This is a genomic window from Halomonas gemina, assembly GCF_023554995.1.
Taxonomy (GTDB): Bacteria; Pseudomonadota; Gammaproteobacteria; order Pseudomonadales; family Halomonadaceae; genus Halomonas; species Halomonas gemina.
This window is the reverse complement of sequence record NZ_JAMJPK010000001.1, coordinates 529441-550006: the sequence shown is the minus strand read 5'-3', so window position 1 is coordinate 550006 and position 20566 is coordinate 529441. Positions and strand designations below refer to the sequence as shown.

Sequence of the window (20566 nt, the reverse complement as noted above, 5' to 3'; positions counted from 1 at the left end):
TGCGATGCAGCAGAACGCCGAACAGACCCTGAGTCTGCCCCTTTTGCCGCTGCGGGATGTGGTCGTCTACCCGCAGATGGTCATCCCGTTGTTCGTTGGCCGCGAGAAGTCGATCCAGGCGCTCGAGGCGGCCATGGCGGCCGACAAGCGCGTCCTGCTGGTGGCCCAGCGCGAGGCCAGCAAGGACGACCCCGATAACGAGGACATGTTCGCCATCGGCACCGTGGCCGAGATCATGCAGCTGCTCAAGCTGCCCGACGGCACCGTCAAGGTGCTGATCGAGGGCGAGTCCCGGGCCGATATCCGCGAGATCGTCGCCGTCGATGGCGGCTATAGCCGCGCCGAGGTGAGCCTGCGCGAGAGCGAACCGCTCAGCGAACGCGAGCAGGAGGCGCTGGTGCGCGTACTGCTCAACCAGTTCGAGCAGTACGTGAAGATGTCGAAGAAGGTGCCCAACGAGGTGCTCAACTCGCTCTCCGGCATCGAGGACCCCAGCCGCCTGGTGGATACCATCTGTGCCCACCTGTCGCTGAAGATCGACGACAAGCAGCAGCTGCTGGAGATGGACCGGGTGCGCGATCGCATCGAGCACCTGATGGCGCTGATCGAGTCCGAGATCGACCTGCTGCAGGTGGAGAAGCGCATCCGCTCGCGGGTCAAGGACCAGATGGAGAAGTCGCAGCGCGAGTACTATCTCAACGAGCAGATGAAGGCCATCCAGAAGGAGATGGGCGAGCTCGAGAACGTGCCTAACGAGGCCGAGAAGTACGAGCAGGCCATCGAGGAAGCCGGCATGCCCAAGGAGGCCCGCGACAAGGCGCTCCAGGAGCTGGGCAAGCTGAAGATGATGTCGCCGAACTCCGCCGAGGCCACGGTGGTGCGCTCCTATCTGGACTGGCTGGTGGCGGTGCCGTGGAAGAAGCGCACCCGCATCAAGCATGACCTGGTGCACGCCCAGAAGGTGCTCGATGAGGACCACTACGGCCTCGAGGAGGTCAAGGCGCGGATCCTCGAGTACCTCGCGGTGCACAAGCGGGTCAAGAAGCTCAAGGGCCCGGTGCTCTGCCTGGTGGGGCCGCCCGGGGTGGGCAAGACCTCGCTGGGGCAGTCCATCGCCCGGGCCACCAACCGCAAGTACGTGCGCCTGGCGCTCGGCGGGGTGCGCGACGAGTCCGAGATCCGTGGCCATCGCCGCACCTATATCGGCTCGCTGCCGGGCAAGATGATCCAGCGCATGGCCAAGGCCGGGGTCAAGAACCCGCTGTTCTTGCTCGACGAGGTCGACAAGGTCGGCATGGACCACCGCGGCGACCCGTCCTCGGCGCTGCTCGAGGTGCTCGACCCTGAGCAGAACGACACCTTCAGCGACCACTACCTGGAGCTGGACTACGACCTCTCCGAGACGCTGTTCATCTGCACCGCCAACTCGATGAACATCCCCGGGCCGCTGCTCGACCGCATGGAGGTGATCCGCCTGCCGGGCTACACCGAGGACGAGAAGCTCGCCATCGCGCGTCGCTACCTGGTGCCCAAGCAGCTCAAGGCCAACGGCTTCAAGCCGGAGGAGCTGGAGTTCTCGGACGACGCCCTGCTCGAGCTGATCCGCTACTACAGCCGCGAGGCCGGGGTGCGCGAGCTGGAGCGCCAGATCGCCAAGGTGTGCCGCAAGGTGCTCCGCGAGCGCCTCGAGAAGGAGAGCCAGGCGGGCGCCCAGGCACCGGTGCTGCTCGCCGCGGCCGACATCGAGCCCTATGCCGGGGTGCGCCGCTACAGCTACGGCCTGGCCGACCAGGAAGACCAGGTCGGCCGGGTGACCGGCCTGGCCTGGACCTCGGTGGGTGGCGAGCTGCTCAACATCGAGTCGGTGATCACGCCCGGCAAGGGACGCCTGGACAAGACCGGCTCGCTCGGTGACGTGATGAAGGAGTCGGTGAGCGCGGCCCAGACGGTGGTGCGCGCCCGGGCCCTGGCGCTGGGCATCGACCCGGAGCGCTTCGAGAAGGAGGACCTGCACATCCACGTGCCCGAGGGCGCCACGCCCAAGGACGGTCCCAGCGCGGGCATTGCCATGGTCACGGCCATGGTCTCGGCCTATACGGGGCGTCCGGTTCGCTGCGACGTGGCCATGACCGGCGAGGTCAACCTGCGCGGCGAGGTGCTGCCGATCGGCGGGCTGAAGGAGAAATTGCTGGCCGCCAGGCGCGGTGGTATAAAGACGGTGCTAATACCCGAGGAGAACCGTCGCGACCTCAAGGAGGTGCCGGACAATATCAAGGAAGCTCTCGATATTCGCCCGGTTCGCTGGATCGATGATGTCCTGGAGGTAGCACTGGCCGACAAGCCGGTGCCGAAAAAGGAGGAACCTCGAGCGGAAGACTCCACCTCCTCGGCGCCGATGGTCAGTACGCACTAACGATATTTATCTCGCTATGCCGGTGCCAGAACCCCGGTATGGCGGGGTTTGGCAGGGAAGGTTGCTTGACAGGTCTTTCACCGCATTGCTATAAACTACCGCCATGCTGTGATCGCGTCAGTCAGCCGAACGTCTCGCCGATTAGAGCCAATTTACGAAAACGTCAAGGGGTGAAGTGTGAACAAATCCGAGCTGATCGAAGCCATTGCCGCGTCTGCCGACATTCCCAAGGCAGCGGCTTCTCGTGCGCTGGATGCCATGGTCGAGACCGTGACCGACAGCCTCAAGAAGGGTGACAGCGTTTCCCTGGTGGGCTTCGGTACTTTTCAGGTGAAGGAGCGCGCTGCCCGCACCGGCCGTAACCCGCAGACCGGTCAGCCGATCGAGATCAGCGCTGCCAAGGTCCCCAGCTTCAAGGCCGGCAAGGCGCTCAAGGACTCCGTCAACTGAGTCGACGGCGCCTGCCGCACCACTGACGGTTGGTTCCATAACAGGCGCATCGCCCCGGCGGTGCGCCTGTTCTTTTGTCGGTCACCTTTTTTCGGCCACCCTCACCGCTGCTGGCGTCGCGTGATGCACGGTGATGCGTATAATGTGGCGCGACTCGACTCACTTGATCCGCAGAGGCCTGCATGCTGCAAAGTATTCGTGACCGCTCCAGGAGCTGGGGCGCGAAGATCATCATCGGCGCCGTGGTCGTGACCATGGCGCTTTTCGGCGTGGAATCGCTGGTCGGGCTGCTGGGCAACAGTGGCGACGAGGTCGCCGAGGTCAACGGCGAGGCGATCACCCGCCAGCAGCTGGAAATGGAAGTTCAGCGAGCGATCCGCAGCGGCCAGGTGCCGCCCGAGCAGGAGCGCGCCCTGCGGGCCGAGATGCTCGACATGCTGATCACCGATCGGCTGCTGACGCAGTATGCCGAGGAGGGCGGCCTGCATGTCTCCGAGGAGCAGCTCGACCAGCTGATCGTCAACCTGCCGGAGTTCCAGGATGCCAACGGGCGCTTCGACCGGGACCTGTTCCGCAATCGTCTCGCCAGCGCCGGCTTCACACCGTTGTCGTTCCGCCAGCAGTTGAGCGTCGACGTGAAACGCCAGCAGCTCCAGCAGGGCCTGTCGGTGAGTGACTTCACCCTGGAGGAGGAGCGCGAGCGCCTCGCCGCGCTGCAGCGCCAGAGCCGCAGCTTCCGCCACCATGCCCTGGTGCCGGCAGACCTGGAGACGCCGCCCGAGGTCGACGAGCAGGCGCTGGAGGCCTACTACGACGCCCACCAGGCGGATTACCGGCGGCCCGAGCAGGTAAGGCTGAACTATGTGGTTCTCGACCGTCAGCAGATGGCCGAGGAGGCCGACGTCAGCGAAGAGGCGCTGCGTGAGGCCTGGGAAGACGGGGCTGCCGAGGCGGATCGTCGGGTTTCGCACATCATGGTGACGTTCGGCGACGCGCGTAGCCGCGAGGAGGCCGAGGCCCTCCTCGAGCAGGTACAGGAGCGTCTCGCCGAGGGCGAGGCATTCGCCGAGCTGGCTGCCGAGGTGTCCGAGGATACCTCCACCAGCGACTCCGGTGGCGATCTGGGCGTCATCTCCCGCGGCTTCTTCGGTGAGGCGTTCGAGGAGGCGGCCTTCTCGCTGGGCGAGGGCGAGGTCTCCGAGATCGTCGAGACCGACAACGGCCTGCATCTGGTCAAGGTCACCGAGCTCGACCGTCCCGCCTTCGAGGAAAGCCGTGACCAGCTGCGGCGCCAGCTGGCCCGTGACCAGGTCACCGATGCCTTCAACGAACAGGCGCAGCGCCTGATCGATGACAGCTTCGCCGCCGAGGACCTGGAGAGCGTTGCCGAAGACCTGGGGCTGGAACTCCAGCAGAGCGACTGGGTCGGGCGCGAGGGCGCCGATGGGGTGCTCTCCGAGCCGGGCGTGATGGAGCAGGCCTTCAGCGGCGATGTGCTGGAGGAGGGCTACAACAGCGAGGTGATCGAGCTCGACGAGGATCGTCGTCTGGTGCTGCGGGTCGCCGAGCATCGCGAGGCGACCACCCTGCCGCTGGAGGAGGTGCGCGACGAGGTCGAGGCGGCGGTGCGCCGCGAGAAGACCCGTGAGGCGCTGGTCGAACTGGCCGCCGAACGCGTCGAGCGCCTGCGCGCCGGTGAATCCCTGGAGATCGATTGGCAGCAGGCCGAGGGCGTCAGCCGCCAGGGCGGGAGCAACCTCTCCGAGGCGCTGATCCAGGCCGCCTTCCGCCTGCCGCATCCCGAGGGTGACTCGCCGGTCTATGGCCATGCCGTGGATGGCGAGCGCGTGGTGCTGATCGCCCTGGACGAGGTGCAGCCCGGCGAGCCCAATCAGCAGATCGAGTCCTTCGTGGCCCGCATGGCGGAACGGCTGCGGGCCCAGGCCGCCATCCAGGGCCTGCTCGACGACCTGCGCGAGGAAGCGGAGATTCGTCGCTAGCGCCGAGCTACAAGCGCCGAGCGCCGAGCGCCGAGCTACAAGCAAGCCCCGAAGGTCTCGGCCTTCGGGGTTTGCTTTTGCTCGAGAGCATTACATCCCGATGGCCGCTTGGCCCATTATGTTATTCTATAACATTTAACCCACCGCCGGAGGCTATCCATGCCCGCTCCCCTGGCTAATGTTCCTGTTCACCTGGTCACCGGTTTCCTGGGCAGTGGCAAGAGCACCCTGATCCGTCGGTTGATCGAGCAGAAGCCCGATGGCGAGCGCTGGGCGGTGGTGATCAACGAGTTCGGCCGGGTGGGGATCGACCAGGCGATGTTCGCCGAACGCGACGACCTGGTGGTCAAGGGGTTGCCGGGTGGCTGCCTCTGCTGTCAGCTGGCCTTCGTGCTGCAGGCTTCGCTGGTCAACCTGCTGCATCGCTACCGGCCGGATCGGCTGATCATCGAACCCTCGGGGCTCGGTCATCCGGCGGGGCTGCTGGACGTGCTGCGTGGCGAGGGCTTCGAGGGGGTGCTGGACGTCCGGGACATCGTCGCGCTGCTCGACCCGCGGCGACTCGATGACCCGCGGGCCCGGAAGCACGAGACCTTCCGCGACCAGCTGGCCATGGCCGACGGGGTGGCCCTGACCATGACCGACCTGGCCACCCCCGAGCAACTCGAGGCGGCCCGATCCTGGCTGGGTGACTTCTGGCCGGCCAAGCGCTGGGTGGCCGAGGCGCCCCATGGCGAGCTGCCGCTCTCCCGGTTGCTGGATGGTCGCCGGCATGGGAATGCGAGCGCTGCCGCCTCGTCATCTCACCAGGCGGCCCGGCCCGCATCGGCGACCCTGGTGCTCGACGACGTCGCACTTCGCGAGCCCGAGCCGGGCAGGCCGCTGCGCGAGGAGGGCGCCTCGCTGGGGCATGCCACCCTGGGGTGGCGCTGGCATGCCGCCGAGGTCTTCGACCTCGACCAGGTCACGCGGCTGCTGGGCGAGCTGCCCGCAGAACTGCGGGTGAAAGGGGTGCTGCATACCGGCGACGGCTGGAAGCTCTTCAACCGCGCCGATGGCACGGTCAGTCTCACCGACAGCGCTTGGCGGCGGGATTCACGGCTGGAGCTGATCGGCGGGGCTGGCAGCCTGCCGGCGGCCGAGGCGCTGGAAGCGAACCTGGCAGAATGTCTTGCGTGACGTCTGAGTGACGGGGGCATTGCCGGTGAACAGCCGGGTGGCGGTCTCCTCCAGCAAAGAGGCCTCTCTGGTCGCTACCCGGGCAAGGAAGGCGAGGCGCTGGGATTCCGGGTTGACGGTATTCACAGGGCAATTCCGGTCTCTTCCGCTATGCGGTGAATGGGTAGCTCCTCGAGCCGCGTGTCGCGAAGCAGGACGTCCACCTTGCGACCCTCCATGGCCCGGCTGAGCGCGGCAGACAGGCGTGCGGCATCCAGTGCTGGGTGATCCAGAGGATTATCGACCTGAACAAGCAGGTCGATGTCGCCACCTTTGATGTCGTCACGAGTGCGCGAGCCGAAGACCATGACACGAGCGGTCTCGCCAAAGACTCTCTTCACCTGCTCCTTGATGAGGCGTCGCTGTTCGATCGTCAGGCGCATGGGGGCTTTCTCTCGGTCGGCTTATGCTTGAGGGTAGTACACGGCCTGCAGGGTCGGCTCACCCACCTCCTCGACCAGGATCTCCCAGCCCTTGCCGGGCTGCCAGTCACCCAGCACATAGCGCTTTGCAGGCTGGCCATCGACTTCGAGCTCATGCACCGCGGGGCGGTGGGTGTGGCCATGGATCAGCGTCGTGACGCCGTGCTCGGCCATCACCTTGACCACCTCGTCGGGGGTGACGTCCATGATGTCCTCGGCCTTGTTGGAGTTGGCCTCGCCAGACTGTTCGCGCAACTGCCTGGCCAGGGCGATGCGCTCCTGGATCGGCATCGAGAGCACCTGCTCCTGCCAGAGCGGGTGGCGTGCCTGGGCGCGAAAGGCCTGGTAGGCCTCGTCGCGGGTGCAGAGGCTGTCGCCGTGCATCAGCAGGACGCGCTTGCCACCGAGCGTGACCACGCTGGGGTCGGGCAGCAGGCTGGCCCCGGCCGCAGCGGCGAAGCGCTCACCCAGCAGGAAGTCGCGGTTGCCGTGCATCAGATGGATGGCCGTGCCGCCATCGGCCAGGCGCTTCAGGGCGGCGGCAATGCGCGCCGCCAGGGCAGCGTTGCCGGTGGGGTCCTGCTCGCCCAGGTCGAGCAGGTCGTCGCCGATCCACGCCTCGAAGAAGTCGCCGAGGATATAGAGGGCTTCGCAGCCCCGGGCGCGTTCGTCCAGCCAGTGCAGGAAGCCCTCGGTGACCTGAGGGGCGCCGGGGTGCAGGTGCAGGTCGGAAATCAGCAGGGTGGTCATGGCAGGCCCAGTTCAGACGGTGAAACGAATCACGCCCGCCTGGCTCTGGAGAGTCCCGACGGGCGTGTGAAAAGGCGGGCGAGGATCAGGCCTCCGGCTCGTCCTTCACGTAGGCCTTCTGTATCACCACGTCCTCGGCGGGCACGTCGGCATGCATGCCGCGACGGGTGGTGGGCACGGCCTTGATCTTCTCGACCACGTCCATGCCCTCGACCACCTCGCCGAAGACGCAGTAGCCCCAGCCCTGGACGTTCTTGCCGCTGTGGTTGAGGAAGTCGTTGTCGGCGACGTTAATGAAGAACTGCGCGGTGGCGGAGTGCGGGTCCTGGGTGCGCGCCATCGCCAGGGTGCCGGTGGTGTTCTTCAGGCCATTGTCGGCCTCGTTCTCGATCGGGTCACGGGTCGGCTTCTGGTTGAAGTCGGTGTCGAATCCGCCGCCCTGGACCATGAAGCCCGGGATCACGCGGTGGAAGAGGGTGTCGTCGTAGAAGCCGTCGCGCACGTACTGCTCGAAGTTAGCGGCGGTCTTGGGGGCCTCGTCGTGGTTCAGGGCGATGGAGATATCGCCGAAATTGGTCTGCAGTACGATCATCGATAAGTTCCTGTGCGCTAAAGGGGCGTTGCCTTGGCGTTGCCCATGGCTGTGGCGCTATAATAACGGTTTTGCTTCCATGGGCGAAGCGAGCGTAGGGCGTCCAGGCCTATTGCCGATGGCGGCACCGCTCGGGCTGTTCCGGCGGCAGGCCTGCGAGGAGGCGCTGTGAACCCATCCCTGGGCGCTACCGACGCCATCCCTGGCGTAGGACCTCCTCTACGGCCTGCCGCCGGCGCCCCTCGCTGAGGCACTGCCAAATACGGCTCAAGGCTCGCCACGTTCGCGCCGCCAGGCCCGCACCTTCAACCAGAGGTCGTTTTTTCCGACATGTCCACCGACACCACCAGCGCGCCGAATTTCATCCGCAACCAGATCCGCGAGGAGATCGAGGCCGGTCGTAGCGGGAAGATCGTGACCCGCTTTCCGCCGGAGCCCAACGGCTTTCTGCATATCGGCCACGCCAAGTCGATCTGTCTGAACTTCGGGCTCGCCGAGCACTTCGGTGGCGACTGTCATCTGCGCTTCGACGACACCAACCCGGCCAAGGAGGAGCAGGCCTACATCGATGCCATCAAGGCGGACGTTCACTGGCTGGGCTTCGAGTGGGCGGGTCCGGTGCGCTTCGCCTCGGACTACTTCGACCAGCTCTATGCCTGGGCGCAGCACCTGGTGCGCGAGGGCAAGGCCTATGTCGACGACCTCTCGCCGGACGAGATCCGCGAGTACCGCGGCACCCTGACCGAGGCGGGCAAGCCGAGCCCCTATCGCGAGCGCAGTGCGGCCGAGAACCTCGACCTGCTCGAGCGCATGCGCACCGGCGAGTTCGCCGAGGGCGAGAAGGTGCTGCGGGCGAAGATCGACATGGCCTCCCCGAACATCAACCTGCGCGACCCGATCCTTTACCGTATCCGCCACGCCAGCCACCACCAGACCGGCGACAAGTGGAAGATCTACCCCTCCTACGACTTCACCCATGGCCAGTCGGACGCCATCGAAGGCGTGACCCACTCGATCTGCACCCTGGAGTTCGAGGATCACCGCCCGCTCTACGAATGGTTCCTGGACAACCTGCCGGTGCCGGCGAAGCCCCGCCAGATCGAGTTCGCCCGGCTCAACCTGAACTACACCCTGACCTCCAAGCGCAAGCTCAAGCTGCTGGTGGACGAGGGCATCGTGGATGGCTGGGATGACCCGCGCCTGCCGACCATCTCCGGCATGCGGCGTCGTGGCTATACGCCGGCCTCGATCCGCAAGTTCTGCGAGATGATCGGCGTCACCCGCGCCGATGGCGGCCTGGTGGATATCGCCATGCTCTACCACGCCATCCGCTCGGACCTCGAGGACAATGCCCCGCGCGCCATGGCCGTCCTCAAGCCGCTCAAGGTCGTGCTGACCAACGTGCCGCAAGAGTTCGAGGAGGTCTATGAGGTTGCCGGCCATCCCGCCCGCGAGGACATGGCGGTGCGCAAGGTGCCCTTGACGCGTGAGATCTATATCGATCACGACGACTTCATGGAGGAGCCGCCCAAGAAGTTCTTCCGCCTGGCACCGGGCAAGGAGGTGCGCCTGCGCAACAGCTACGTGATCCGCTGTGACGAGGTGATCAAGGACGCCGCCGGCGAGATCAGCGAACTGCGCTGCTCGGTGGACTTCGACACCCTGGGCAAAAACCCCGAGGGGCGCAAGGTGAAGGGCGTGATCCACTGGGTCAGCGCCGAGTACGGCGTGCCCATGGAGGTGCGTCTCTACGACAACCTCTTCCTCGAGGAGCAGCCCGACAAGGACAAGGATGCCGACTTCCTCGAGCACCTCAATCCCGCGTCGCTGGTCACCGTGCAGGCGATCGGCGAGCCGAGCCTGGCGGGCGCCGAGCCGGAGAGCCGCTTCCAGTTCGAGCGCGTGGGCTACTTCTGTGCCGACCGCCATGCCAGCCATGGCGACCGCTTGGTGTTCAACCGCACCGTGGGCCTCAAGGACAGCTGGGCCCGGATGCAGAAGAAAGAGCAGGACAGGAAGAAGGGCTGATATGCAGATCTACAACACGCTGACCCGCCGCAAGGAGCCCTTCACGCCCATCGAGCCGGGCAAGGTGCGCATGTATGTCTGCGGCATGACCGTCTACGACTACTGCCATCTGGGCCATGCCCGGGTGATGGTGGCCTTCGACGTCATCACCCGCTACCTGCGTGCCCGTGGCTATGACGTCACCTATGTGCGCAACGTCACCGACATCGACGACAAGATTCTCAAGCGTGCCGAGGAGAATGGCGAGTCGATCAGCTCGCTCACCGAGCGCATGATCGAGGCCATGCACGAGGACGAGGCGCGCCTCGGGGTGCTGCCCCCGGATCGTGAGCCCCGCGCCACCCGCCATATCGGCGAGATCATTGCCATGATCGAGACGCTCATCGCCAAGGGCTTCGCCTACGCCGCCGATAACGGCGACGTCTACTACCGGGTGCGTCGCTTCGAGCGCTATGGCCGGCTGAGCAATCGCGACCCCGACGAGATGCGCGCCGGGGCCCGCATCGAGGTGGGCGAGCACAAGGAGGACCCGCTGGACTTCGTGCTGTGGAAGGCGGCCAAGCCCGGCGAGGAAAGCTGGCCCTCGCCCTGGGGTGAGGGGCGGCCCGGCTGGCACATCGAATGCTCGGCCATGTCCACCTGCTGCCTGGGCGAGACCTTCGACATCCACGGCGGCGGGCCGGATCTCATGTTCCCCCACCACGAGAACGAGATCGCCCAGAGCGAGGCGGCTACCGGCCATGCCTACGTCAATACCTGGATGCACGCCGGGGCGGTGCGGGTGAACCACGAGAAGATGTCCAAGTCGCTGGGCAATTTCTTTACCATCCGCGAGGTGCTCGCGCACCACGACCCGGAGGTGGTGCGCTACCTGCTGGTGGCCAGCCACTACCGCAGCCCGATCAACTACGCGCCGGAGTCGCTGCTTGATGCCCGCAAGTCGCTGGAGCGTTTCTACAACGCTCTTGAAGGGCTGTCACTCGAAGGCATCGAGCCCGTGGAGGGGAAGGTGGATGGCAGCTACCATGCGCGCTTTACCGCCGCCATGGACGATGACTTCAACACCCCCGAGGCGCTGTCGGTGCTCTTCGACCTGGCCCGCGAGCTGAACCGCGCCAGGAAGGAGGCTCCGCAGAACGCAACGGCCCTGGCGGCGGAGCTCAGGCGCCTGGGCGCCGTCCTGGGACTGCTGCAGCAGGATCCGGCGACCTTCCTCAAGGCCGGCGCTTCCGACCTGCCGCTCTCGGAAGGCGAGATCCAGGCAAGGATCGACGCGCGCACCGCGGCCAAGCAGGCCAGGGACTTCGCCACCGCCGATGCCATCCGCGACGAGCTCGCCGCGCTCGGCATCATCCTCAAGGACGCCCGCGAGGGCACCAGCTGGGTGTTCGAGAAGCCTGAAGAAGAGCTGTAAGCCATAAGCTTTAAGCTGGAAGACGTCCGGCCCCGCAAGGGTGCCTGGCGTTTTTTTATTTTCCCGGTAGCGAAAAATACCCGGCCGAACTGCTGGAATGACCGAAATTTTCCCAATCGGGATAAAAGATTGGCATGATGGGCGATGCCGTTCCTCCGCGTCTGTCCTTGGCGGGCGCCCAGGACAAGATCCCGGTGCTGGTCGAGGGTGGCGTGATCAAGTTGCACGGGAGAAGCACGCCCCCGTCCTATATCCTCAAGTTCGCCGTCGATGGCCGCGACCTGGTCATCCTCAACGAGTTGTTCCTGAACACCCTTGCCCGGCTGGCCGGCTTGGAGTGTCCGCTCACCACGGCTAGCGAGATAGCAGGGCACGGGTATCTGCTCGTGGAGCGCTACGACAGGGAGGGCATCGGAACGACCGGGCTGCGCCGAATCCACCAGGAGATTTCTGCCAGGCCATGGGAGACGCGCATCGACAAGTATCAGGTGCTCAGCGGGGCGCGCTTCGCGCAGTGCATCGCGACGGCTCGACACGCCTGCCGGCCGAATGCCGCCTCGGTACTCCATCTGCTGCGCTGGCAGCTCTTCAACGTGCTGGTGGGTAACACCGACGGACATGCCAAGAATATCTCTCTCCTCCAGGATGATCGAGGCCGCTGGCGGGACGCTCCGGCCTATGATCTCGTAGGCACCCTGGTACTGGGCTGCCACCCGGATCTGGCTTTCACCATTGGCGAGCAAGCCAACTCTCAGCAGCTTCTGCCGCGAGACTGGCAGGCCTTTGCTAGGGAGTGCCGATTCAGTTACGCGCTCGTCAGGCGCGAGATACGGGCACTCGCATAGCGGCTGGAGGTGTTGCTGGCGTCGGATGACTTGCCACAAGCCCTGATGGAGGCCGGAATGAACGAGCGTGGCTGGCGCAGGCTTCAGCAGCAGCGTCACCATATCGTCAAGCAGAGAACTGGTAGTTACCGGTATGCCCTGCAACGTGCACAATGTTGCTCATGACTCGATGGAATGCACTGTTGTGAACCGGAGCGATCTTGGATTACACCCCCTTCAGCTATGTTACCGCCGAGAAGGCTGACCTCTATCGGCAGGTGATGCGCGCCTTCGTTGAGGCCAAGTCGCACTTCCTGGTGCACCTGCGCCCGGAGGATGTCCAGCAGCAGATCGGCGGTACGGAACTGGCCACCGTGCAGGTGGCGCTGACCCAACTGGTCACCTGGGGCAATCTGGACGCCGAGCGCGACAACGCCCGGGTCACCAGCGTCGAGGACTACTACCGCGCCCTCTATGTCTACCAGATCACCCGTCAGGGCGAGGCGGTAGAGGCCGCGCTGGCCACCTATGATCAGGAACTGGCGCGGCGAGGTGCCCTGCAAAGCGTGGCACTCGAGGATATCCGTACTCGCTTGAGGGCGCTGCTGGCACTGTCGCAGAGCGAGGCGCCGAGCGCGACCGATAGCCAGCTACTTCTGCGTGACCTGGCCGGTGTCTTCTCCGACCTGGCCGAGAATGCTCGCGCCTTCATGACCGGTTTGAACCGCTCTCTGGAGAGCCAGGACAGCGATGCCGACGCCTTCTTGCTCTACAAGGAGCGGGTGATCGGCTACATCGAGCGTTTCCTCGGCGACCTGACGACCGCCTCCGGCGAGATCGCCGAGCTGATCCGTGCCCTGGAGGTCAACGGAGAAAATGGTGAGCCCCCCGTGAACCGGTTGCTGCGTCAGGCAGCCGAGCGGGAGCTGGCCGACCTGGCGCCCGGCGAGTCGGCAAGTGACGGTGAAGAGCGCGAGCGCGCCTTTGCCGAGGCCTGGCGGCGCTGGCACGGCCACTGGGCGGGGCTGCGCGCCTGGTTTCTCGACCAGCCGGGACGTCAGGCCCAGGCCCGGCTGCTGCGCAGCAGTGCCCGGCGCGCCGTGACCCAGCTGCTGGAGATGGTCGCTCGACTCAATGAGCGGCGCATGGCACGCAGCGACCGCTCGGCGGATTTCCGTACCCTGGCGCGCTGGTTCTTGGAGTGTGACAACGATGGTGAGGCCCACCGGCTGTGGCGCACCGCCTTCGGCCTGTCGCCTGCCCGCCACCTGGTGATCGACGCCGAGACCGCCGAGCAGTGGCAGCATACGCCGGTGCCGGCCAGCACGCCCTGGGCCGAGGCACCGGGCATGCAGGTGCAGGCCCGGCTGAGGGCCACCGGCAGCTATCAGAAGGCCGGCGCCCCGCCCAAGCTGCGCAGTCGCGCCCGGGAGCGCGAGCTTCTGGCCCGCCAGCTGGCTGAGGAGGCTCATGCTGCCCGAGCCGCGCGGCGCCAGCTCGTGGAACGTGGCGCCGCGCGGCTCTCCGAGTTGGGGGAGCTGAATGAGGGTGCCTTTCGCCTGCTGCTTAACCTGCTGGGGGATGCCCTTGCGGCCGGCCAGGGCGACGACGCGCCTGTCACCACTACCACAGGGGACGGCGGCCTGCGGATCACCCTGAGCCCGCTGGGGCCGGAGACCGCCGCGACCATCCGCACCGACGCCGGTGCCCTGAGCGGCCGTGACTATCGGCTCGAGATCGTCGATTTGGAGGAGGGCGCATGGACGAGCTGAGCGATGCCCTGACGCGCCAGCGCCAGGAGGAGCAGCGTCGCGCCCTGCGGGCGCTGTTGGCCCGGCCGCTGATTCGCAGCGATGACGCCGCCTTCCCCCTGATTCGCCGCCATGCGGCGACGTTACGCGACTGGCTGGCCCGGGAGGCCGGCTGGCACCTGCAGAGCGAGCGTGACTTCGTGCGGCTGCACAAGCGCCCCGCCGATCTCGGCGATTCCACCCGCCCGGCGGCAGTGGGCCGCGGTACCCAGCGCAGGACCTTCAACCGCCGACGCTATGCGCTGTTCTGCCTGCTGCTGGCCGACCTCGAGCGTGGCGATGCGCAGATCACGCTGGGGCGGCTGGGCGAGGGGCTGGGGCAGGCGGTGAGCGACCCGGCGCTCGCAGACTCTGGCCTGGCCTTCACCCTGGATCATCAGGAGGCGCGCCGCGACCTGGTGGTCGTGGTGCGTCTGCTGCTGGAGCTGGGCGTGCTGGTCCGGGTGGCCGGCGATGAGGAGCAATTCCTGCGCCGTGGCCTGGAGGGCGACGTCCTATATGACGTCGACCGGCGCGTGCTCTCCGCGCTGCTGGTCACCGCCCGCGGTCCCTCCCTGGTGGCGCTGAACGGCGCCGATCATGAGCTCGATCTGGACGCGCGATTGCGTGCCCTGAGCGAGACCTTCGTGCCGGACACACCCGACGGGCGCAACCGTGAGTTGCGTCACCGCCTCGCGCGGCGGCTGCTGGATGACCCGGTGGTCTACCGGGAGGAGCTCGACGAGGACGAGGCCGCCTACCTGGCCAATCAGCGCGGCCCCATGCTGCGGCGGCTGCAGCAGGCCACGGGCCTGGTGGCCGAGGTGCGTGCCGAGGGCCTGGCGCTGGTGGACCCCGAGGGTGAGCTGACCGACGAGAAGATGCCGGCCGAGGGTACCGAGGGCCACCTGGCACTGCTCATGGCCGAGCGGCTGGCCGATGCCGGCCCCGAGGGCGTCACTCTCCAGGAGACCGAGGCCTGGATCCAGGAGTGGCAGCCGTCATTCCGCCGCTACTGGCGCAAGTCTGCGTGCGAGCCGGGCGCTGCCCATGGCCTTGCCCGGCAGACCTTGGCCCGCCTGGCCTCGCTGCGCCTGGTAAAACGCCAGGGTGAGCGCGTCGTGCCGCTACCGGCGTTGGGGCGCTTCCGCGTTCAGACGCCCTCGCTTCCCGGTGCGCCCGACAATGCTCAACCCGATCTTGCCGAGTCCTCTTTCAATGAGTGAGCGTCCCTTTCGATGAATGAGCGTCCCGCCCCATGAGTGAGCTTCCCGAACCGCAGAGCCAGCGCTGGCAGCCACTGCGTTGTGGCCTGGTGGAGATCTTCTACTACGACGAGGAGACCTTCCATTTCCACGATGGCCGGCTGCTGCTGCGCGGCAACAACGGCACCGGCAAGTCCAAGGTGATGGCGCTGACCCTGCCGTTCCTGCTCGATGGTCAGCTGATTCCCTCGCGGGTGGAACCCGACGGCGACAGTGCCAAGCGCATGGAGTGGAACCTGCTGGTGGGCGAATACCAGGAGCGACTGGGCTATACCTGGTTGGAGTTCGGCCGCCAGGGGGATGAGGGACCCGAGACCTTTACGCTGGGCTGCGGCCTCAAGGCGGTGGCGGGGCGACCGGTGCGCTCCTGGTTCTTCACCACGCCGCAGCGCGTGGGGCGCGACCTCTTCCTGATCGAGAATGGCCGCAGCCTCAGCCGCGAGCGGCTGAGCCAGGCCCTGGGCAGCGTTGGCCAGCTCTTCGATCGCGCCGCGGACTACCGACGTGCCATCGACGAACGGCTCTTCCGGCTGGGGGAGCAGCGCTATGGCGCCCTGCTCGACCTGCTGCTGCAGCTGCGCCAGCCGCAGCTGGCCAAGAAGCCCGACCCCAATCGCCTCTCCCAGGCGCTCAGCGACGCCTTGCCGCCGCTGGGGCGCGGGCTGATCAGTGAGGTGGCCGAGGCCTATCGCAGCCTGGATGTCTATCGCGAGGAGATTCAGGGGCTGGAAGAGACCGCCCGAGCGGTAGAGGCCTTCCTTGGGCACTATCGCCACTATGCCGGCATCGCGGTGCGTCGTCGCGCCGAGTCGCTGACCGGCGCCAATGCCGAATATGAGCGGATTCGCCTGCAGCTCGGCCGCGACCGCCAGGCCCATCAACAGACGCTGGCGTCGCGCGACGCCCTCATCGAGTCGCGGGAGACGCTGGCGGTTCAGCAGCGCGAGCTGGCGGCGCGCCAGCGCACCCTGGAAGCCAGCGATGCCATGCGCTCGGCGGAGGCGCTGCGCAATGCCGACGAGCTGGCGCGTCAGCGCCGTACCCAGGCCGAGCGTCAGGAAAAGCAGTTGGCCCGCGAGCGAGACGGCGATCAGCGCGCCGCGACGCGTCTCGCCGAGGCCGAGCAGGCCCTCGAGGCCGGCGTCGCGGTGCTGGAGCAGAAGCTAGAGGCGAGTGCCGAGCTGGCCGATTCGGCAGGTGTGGGGGGCGAGCATCGCCAACAGGTGGCGGCACTGCTGCCGGCAGCAGGCAGCACTGACGCGATGTCTCCCGATCCCGGGGAGATCGACGCCCTGCAGCAGGCGCTGCGCCAACTGCATCGCCGTCGCGAGGAGGGGGTGACCCACCTCAATCGGCGCCTCGACGAGGTGGAGCGCGGTGAGCAGGCGTTTCATCGGGTCGAACATGAGGCGCGCCGCGAGGAGGAGACCCTGGCGAGTCGCGAGGAGGAGTGGCAGGCGGCGCTGACCGCCCGCTGGGATGCCGCCGAGGCACTTCAGGCGAGCTGGCGTGAGCGCTTCGCGGGACTTCGCGAGCTCACACCCGAGGATCCCGAGGCGCTGCTCGCCGAGCTGGCGCCGTGGTGCGAGCACCTGAGCGGCGATGACCCCGCCGAGGCCGGGCTCTTGGCGACCCGTGACGCCCGCCGCGAAGGCCTGAACCAGCAGCGCCATGCGCTGGCGCAGCAGCGTCGGGAACTCGATGCCGAGCGCGCTGAGTTGGAGGAGGAGCTTCGCCGCCTTGAGGCCGGTGATGAGCGGACACCGCCCGCTCCCTACACCCGCGGCGAAGGCAGCCGCGATGGTCGCCAGGGTGCCCCGCTATGGCAGCTGGTGGACTTCCAGCCCTCCGTGAATGAGCGCCAACGTGCCGGCCTGGAGGCCGCCCTGGAAGCCGCGGGTCTGCTCGACGCCTGGGTGCTGCCGCAGGGCGAGCTGCTGGCCCCCGACACCTGGGACACCCTGCTGGCGCCGCCGGTTGCCGGGGTTGCGCCCCAGGCAGAGGCCAGCCTGGCCGGCGCCCTGCGTGCCGATCCCCCTGAGCACTCCCCGGTCGCCGTCGAGGTCATCGAGCGGCTGCTGGCCGGTATCGGCCTTGGCGCGTCCGAGGCCTTCGCCTGGGTCAGTTCCGACGGGGCCTGGCAGCTGGGGCCGCTCAGCGGCCGCTGGGGCAAGCCGTCGGCGGTCTATATCGGCCATGCGGCCCGGGAGGCGGCCCGGCAGCGCAGGCTGACGGAGATCCACCAGGCGCTGGAAGCCCTGGCCACTCAGGATGCCGAGATCGCGACGGCGCTCGAGACCCTGGCGGCGCGCCTCAAGGTCGCAGAACAGGAGTGGCAGCAGCGCCCCAGCGCCCAGGCGCTGCGCGACGCCCATGCCAACGAGGCGGCGGCGCGGCGCGCCCGGGATACCCAGGCGGATCGCCTGGAGCAGGCACGCCTGGCGCTGGAGGAGGCTCGTGAGACCCTGGAGGCGCTGCGCGGTGAGCTCTATCAGGCCGCGGAGGATCTACGCCTGCCCGCCGAGCGCGAGCCCCTGGGGCGGATCCAGGCCGCGCTCAACGACTATCGGCTCGTCGTCAGCGAACTGGTCCAGGCCATCACGACCTGGCGGCAGGCGCAGCGCCGCCATGGCGAACAGCATGACGAGCGGCAGGCGGCCCGGGAGACGCTGCAGCAGGCCGAGTGGGAGCATGTTGAGGCCGAGGAGCAGGCCCGCGAGGCGGAGGTGCGTCGGGATACCCTGCGCGAGACCATGGGCGCCGAGGTTCAGGAACTGGAGCGTCAGCTGGCAGCCCTTCAGGAGCAGAGCGAGGCGTTGGCGCTGGAGCAGCGCGAGCAGGCGCAACGCTTCGAGACCCTGCTCGGCGAGGTGGCGCGCCTGGCCGAGACGCTGGCCCATGGCGAGCAGCGACTGACCGAGCTGGATCAGCGCCGCGCCGAGATGATCGCCGCCTTCCGGGCTCTGGTGGAGGAGGGACTGCTGCGCGTCGCCGCCCCGGAGACCTTCGCGGTGGAAGAGTCTCCGGCCTCCTGGGCGGCGGATCCTGCCGTGCGCCTGGCCCGCGCCGCCGCCCAGGCGACCGCCGATGTCGACGCCTCCGAGGAGAGCTGGCATGCCCACCAGGGGCGGCTGCACGAGCACATCAAGCTGCTCACCGACGTGCTCTCGCGAGGCGGTCACGACTGCGTCGCCGAGGCCCGCGACGACCTGCTGCTGGTGCGCATCGTCTTCCAGGGGCGGCGCCAGGACCCCGATGCCCTGTATCGACAGCTCAACGACGAGATCAGCCAGCGCCAGGCACTGCTTAACGCCCGCGAGCGGGAGCTTCTGGAGAACTACCTGATCGACGAGGTGGCCAGCCACATTCAGGAGCGCATCATCGGCACGGAGCGCGATGTGCTGGCCATGAACCGCGAGCTGGAGAGCCGGCCCACCAGTACCGGCATGCGCCTGCGTATCCGCTGGCAGCCCCTGACGGAGGGCCAGAGCGCCGGCGGCATGACGGCGCCAGCGGGGCTTGCCGATGTCTGTCAGCGGCTGCGCCGTCAGGCCCTGGATGCCTGGTCGCCGGAGGATCGCGAGGTGGTGGGCGACTTCCTGCGTCGGCGCATCGAGGAGGCGCGGGCCAGCGACGAGGGCGGCGCCCTGCAGGAGATCCTCGAGCGCGCCCTGGACTACCGCTTCTGGCACCGTTTCGTGGTGGAGCGCCATCAGAACGGTCAATGGCGCCCCGCCTATGGCCCCGCCTCCGGGGGTGAACGGGCCCTGGTGATCACCCTGCCGCTGTTCGCCGCCGCGGCGAGCCACTACGGTAGTGCCCATGCCGATGCACCCCGCCTGGTGATGCTCGATGAGGTCTTCGCCGGCATCGATGACGATGCCCGGGCCAAGAGCATGGGCCTGCTGGCCCAGTTCGACCTTGACGCCATCATGACCTCGGAGCGCGAGTGGGGCTGCTACCCGGATGTGCCGGGCCTGGCCATCGCCCAGCTGGTGCGTCGTGAAGGGGTCGATGCCGTCCATGTCACCCGCTGGCAGTGGGACGGCCGCCGTCGCGTTCGCGACGGGCTACCCGTCAGCCAGGGTCGCGAGGCGACGGCAGAAACGCTGGAGACCTCGGAGCAAGGCGGCATGGATAGCCTGTTTTGATGGATTGTGAACGATTGCAGCGCCTGCTGGGGGGTGACGAACTCGCCCGCCTGCGCCAGAGACTGGCACGCAAGCTGTTACGAGAGGGCGGTGGACGGCTGTCCCTGAGCCGCGTCAGCGACGCCGAACGGGCCGCCGTGGAGCGCCTGATCGGGCGCTCTTCCCGCCAGGGCAAGTCGCTGAGTGTGGAGCTGGGTGCCATGTCCGAGGCGTTATCGCGTGCCGGGGTGGCCGAGGACCTCCGTGCTGCCCTGGAAGCGCTGGACGGGCCGCTGGTCGATGATCGCGCCCGGCGCGAGGCGCAGAACCGGTGCTGGACCACGCTCATCGAAGGCTACGGGGAGCGGGCGGAGCCCCTCGGGGTGGCCGATTGGCTGCAGGCGCTGCAGGCCAGCGGGCTGCTCAAGCGGCTGGCGAGGCGCAGCGAACCCCGGGGCCAAGCGCTTCTGAGCCAAGCGTTTGACGTGCTGGAGCGCCTGCCGGCTCAGGGGATGACGTTAAGCGCCCTGGCGGCCATGTGCCTGGGCGATGCCCATGGCCTGGATACCGGCAAGCCGGTGGCCGCCCTGGTGCGCCTGGCCCTGGCGCGATACTGGCGGGGTGGGGTTGCCCGAGTGGATCCCGACGAGCGCAGCATCTGGGCCCATGCCGGCGTGCTGATGGGCGGTGATATCACCACTGCCGTGCTGACCTTGCGGCTTTCAGTGCACCCCGGTCGGCCGCTGGATGAGGCCCTGTCTCGTTACTGCCAACAGGCCGAGCCCAGCTGGCTGACCCTGCGGCAACTGTTGCGCCATCCACCGGGGTGGGACTGTGCAGGACGGGATGTGTTTGTCTGCGAGAATCCCGCCGTACTGGCCGAAGCGGCCGAGCGCCTGGGGGCCGACAGTGCGCCGCTGATCACCACCTGGGGGCGCCCCGGCGCCGCCGTGCTCACCCTGCTGGAGCAGCTGGAGGCCGCCGGGGCCGTGCTGCACTATCACGGCGACTTCGACTGGGCGGGTATCGGCATCGCCAACGCCCTGCTGGAGCGCTTTGCCATGCGGCCCTGGCGGATGGGGGGCGAAGATCTCCGGAGTTATGCGGCACTCGACGGCAAGCCCTTGGCGGGACGGCCGACCGAGGCGTGCTGGGATCCTCAGTTGCGCACCGATCTGGAGGAGCGAGGCAGGGCAGTGCATGAGGAGCAACTGATCGACATCCTGCTCGGCGACCTTCACGCCGGTTAATTCTGGCCCTCCCTCTCGAG

At 67.5% G+C, this 20566-nt stretch carries 14 protein-coding genes; 11 read left to right on the top strand and 3 right to left on the bottom strand.

Translation table 11 applies throughout. The annotated features are described in order from the left end of the window. The first annotated feature begins 4 nt into the window (after nt 1-4). The 4 genes from lon to M8009_RS02710 all read left to right on the top strand — a co-directional run bounded on the left by lon (nt 5) and on the right by M8009_RS02710 (nt 6042). Nucleotides 5-2413 carry an endopeptidase La gene (lon, locus tag M8009_RS02725; protein WP_250059230.1) on the top strand — a complete coding sequence of 803 codons (2409 nt, stop codon included), beginning with the start codon at nt 5-7 and terminating at the stop codon, nt 2411-2413. A 177-nt stretch (nt 2414-2590) separates the two neighbouring features. Then, nucleotides 2591-2863 (top strand): HU family DNA-binding protein, encoded by a 273-nt coding sequence (locus M8009_RS02720; RefSeq protein ID WP_106231210.1) that lies wholly within the window; start codon nt 2591-2593, stop codon nt 2861-2863. Between the two features lie 182 nt (nt 2864-3045). Continuing rightward, entirely contained in the window at nt 3046-4863 is a 1818-nt protein-coding gene (locus M8009_RS02715; RefSeq protein WP_250059229.1) for a SurA N-terminal domain-containing protein, read from the top strand. 159 nt (nt 4864-5022) lie between these two features. Then, complete coding sequence (locus M8009_RS02710; RefSeq protein ID WP_250059228.1) at nt 5023-6042, top strand: CobW family GTP-binding protein; 1020 nt, start codon at nt 5023-5025, stop codon at nt 6040-6042. 122 nt (nt 6043-6164) lie between these two features. On the opposite strand, the gene M8009_RS02705 is transcribed toward M8009_RS02710, so the two are convergent. The 3 genes from M8009_RS02705 to M8009_RS02695 all read right to left on the bottom strand — a co-directional run bounded on the left by M8009_RS02705 (nt 6165) and on the right by M8009_RS02695 (nt 7845). After that, nucleotides 6165-6464 carry a nucleotidyltransferase domain-containing protein gene (locus M8009_RS02705; RefSeq protein WP_250059227.1) on the bottom strand — a complete coding sequence of 100 codons (300 nt, stop codon included), beginning with the start codon at nt 6462-6464 and terminating at the stop codon, nt 6165-6167. A 21-nt stretch (nt 6465-6485) separates the two neighbouring features. Beyond that, nucleotides 6486-7253: a UDP-2,3-diacylglucosamine diphosphatase gene (locus M8009_RS02700; RefSeq protein ID WP_250059226.1), complete on the bottom strand. Its 768-nt coding sequence runs from the start codon at nt 7251-7253 to the stop codon at nt 6486-6488. A gap of 85 nt (nt 7254-7338) precedes the next feature. After that, complete coding sequence (locus M8009_RS02695; RefSeq protein WP_250059225.1) at nt 7339-7845, bottom strand: peptidylprolyl isomerase; 507 nt, start codon at nt 7843-7845, stop codon at nt 7339-7341. A 330-nt stretch (nt 7846-8175) separates the two neighbouring features. On the opposite strand from M8009_RS02695, the gene M8009_RS02690 reads away from it, so the two are divergent. From M8009_RS02690 to M8009_RS02660, 7 genes are all read left to right on the top strand, one after another. After that, nucleotides 8176-9873, top strand: a complete 1698-nt coding sequence (locus M8009_RS02690) for a glutamine--tRNA ligase/YqeY domain fusion protein (protein ID WP_250059224.1) — start codon at nt 8176-8178, stop codon at nt 9871-9873. A gap of 1 nt (nt 9874) precedes the next feature. Next, the gene (gene cysS / locus M8009_RS02685) at nt 9875-11287 is read left to right on the top strand and encodes a cysteine--tRNA ligase (RefSeq protein ID WP_250059223.1); all 1413 of its coding nucleotides are present in this window, start codon (nt 9875-9877) and stop codon (nt 11285-11287) included. 134 nt (nt 11288-11421) lie between these two features. Further along, nucleotides 11422-12132, top strand: a complete 711-nt coding sequence (locus M8009_RS02680; RefSeq protein WP_250059222.1) for a HipA domain-containing protein — start codon at nt 11422-11424, stop codon at nt 12130-12132. Nucleotides 12133-12332: 200 nt separating this feature from the next. Next, nucleotides 12333-13883 (top strand): TIGR02677 family protein, encoded by a 1551-nt coding sequence (locus M8009_RS02675; RefSeq protein WP_250059221.1) that lies wholly within the window; start codon nt 12333-12335, stop codon nt 13881-13883. Next, entirely contained in the window at nt 13871-15127 is a 1257-nt protein-coding gene (locus tag M8009_RS02670; RefSeq protein WP_250059220.1) for a TIGR02678 family protein, read from the top strand. The genes M8009_RS02675 and M8009_RS02670 overlap by 13 nt, the downstream gene beginning before the upstream one ends. Nucleotides 15128-15159: 32 nt before the next feature. After that, nucleotides 15160-19317, top strand: coding sequence for a TIGR02680 family protein (locus M8009_RS02665; protein ID WP_250059219.1), 4158 nt, complete (start codon nt 15160-15162; stop codon nt 19315-19317). Continuing rightward, on the top strand, nt 19317-20546 hold the full coding sequence (locus M8009_RS02660) for a TIGR02679 family protein (RefSeq protein ID WP_250059218.1): 1230 nt from the start codon (nt 19317-19319) through the stop codon (nt 20544-20546). The genes M8009_RS02665 and M8009_RS02660 overlap by 1 nt, the downstream gene beginning before the upstream one ends. The last annotated feature ends 20 nt before the right edge of the window (nt 20547-20566 follow it).